The organism is Gryllotalpicola sp. CP2-P1 (assembly GCF_057512245.1).
Genome location: NZ_JBLRDT010000347.1, coordinates 1 through 1,616 on the forward strand (window position 1 = coordinate 1; position 1,616 = coordinate 1,616).

Genomic DNA, 1,616 nt, shown 5'->3' on the forward strand with positions numbered 1-1,616 from the left:
CGGATCGCGGCGGAGACCGTCGACTGCGCAGCGAAGAGGCGGCGGGCCGCCCGCGTGAAGCTGCGCTCCTCGGCGACGGCGGCGAAGATCTCGAGCTGGCGGGCGTCCATAGCTGCATTATCGAAGATCGCGATTGGTCTGTCCAAGAATCTTCGCCCCTGATGATGAATACTGCGCTCTGCCCGGTAGTTGTCACGAGCATGAGCACACTGACCGCGCCCGCCACGCGCACCGCGCACCACACCGGCTTCTGGATCGTCGCCGGAGCGTTTCTCTTCTCCATGGCCTTCACGACGGTGCCCACGCCGCTGTACCCGATCTACGAGCAGCGCGACGGCTTCGGCGGCTTCGTCGTGACACTCGTCTTCGCCGCCTACGCCATCGGCGTCATGGTGGCGCTGTACCTCGCGGGGCACGTCAGCGACTGGCTCGGGCGCCGGCGCCTGCTGATCGCCTCGGTCGCGATCGAGGCGCTGGCCGCCGTGCTGTTCCTCGTGTGGAACGATCTGCCGGGCCTGCTCGTGGCCCGCTTCGTCTCCGGCGTCGGCGTCGGTACGCTGACCGCCACGGCGACGGCCTATCTCGCCGAGCTGCGCGCCGTCTCGCACCCCCACGAGGAGCGCGCGAAGGCCGCGACCGCAGCGACCGTCATCAACACGGGCGGCCTGGCGCTGGGGCCGCTCTTCGGCGGCCTGATCGCGCAGTTCCTGCCTGCCCCGATCGTCACCCCCTTCGTGGTCTTCCTCGTGCTGCTCGTCGCCGCCGTCGTGCTCGCGATCTTCGTTCCCGAGACGGTCGATGTGGCGAGCTCGCGCCGCCGTTACGCACCGCAGCGGGTCAGCGTCCCGCCCGAGGCCCGCGCGACCTTCGTCGCCGCCGCGATCGGCGCGGCCGCCGCCTTCAGCGCGCTCGGCTTCTTCACCGCGCTCACCGCGAGCATCGTGATCGGGCTGCTGCACCTCGGCGGGCACCTCATCGCCGGGCTCGTCGTCTTCGGCGTCATGGGCGCGAGCGCAGCCTCGCAGTTCGTGTTCGCGCGCGTTCAGGGCCGCCGCAAGCTGCAGCTCGGCATCGCGCTCATGGTCGTCGGTCTCGCCCTCGTCGCCGTCGTGGGGATCGCGCCGTCGCTCGGCCTGCTGCTGGTCGGCGGCATCGTCGCGGGCGCAGGGGTCGGGCTCGTCTTCGCCTCGTCGATCGGGGTGGCCGCGGCATCCGCACGCCCCGACAACCGCGGCGAGGTGCTCGCCGGAATGTTCCTCGCCGCCTACGCCGGGCTCAGCGCTCCGGTGATCGCGGTGGGTGTCGCGCTCGCCTTCTTCCCGATCTCGCGGGTGCTCGTCGTCTTCGCGCTCGCCGTGCTCGTCATCGTCGTGCTCGCCGCGGTGCCTCTGCTGCGCCGCCGCTGAGGCGCGCGAGACTGGGCACATGGACACGCTCGTCAAGCAGGACCCGGCCGCCCCCGACGGATTCTTCGAATCGGAGGCGGCCGGTCTGCGGTGGCTGGCCGAGGCGACGGCGACAGGGGGCGCGCGCGTCGCCGCCGTCATCGCCGTCTCGCCGGGGCGCATCGAGCTCGAGCGCATCCGCCCGGCGCGCGCCACGCCGGAGGCAGATCG

2 protein-coding genes and 1 pseudogene are annotated in these 1,616 nt (G+C 71.8%); 2 read left to right on the top strand and 1 reads right to left on the bottom strand.

Going from position 1 to position 1,616, the window contains the following annotated elements:
* On the bottom strand, window positions 1-110 hold a 110-nt coding region (locus tag ACM2XV_RS15065; RefSeq protein ID WP_487027529.1), incomplete at its 3' end, for a LysR family transcriptional regulator.
* A gap of 54 nt (window positions 111-164) precedes the next feature.
* Here ACM2XV_RS15065 and ACM2XV_RS15070 point away from each other — a divergent pair.
* Entirely contained in the window at window positions 165-1,406 is a 1,242-nt protein-coding gene (locus ACM2XV_RS15070) for an MFS transporter (protein WP_487027530.1), read from the top strand.
* Window positions 1,407-1,425: 19 nt separating this feature from the next.
* Window positions 1,426-1,616 (top strand): annotated as a pseudogene (locus ACM2XV_RS15075) (fructosamine kinase family protein); the annotation flags it as partial.

Excerpts from the sequence above, each read along its gene's own strand:
- ACM2XV_RS15070 (WP_487027530.1), top strand. The coding sequence starts at position 165 with ATGAATACTGCGCTCTGCCCGGTAGTTGTCACGAGCATGAGCACACTG.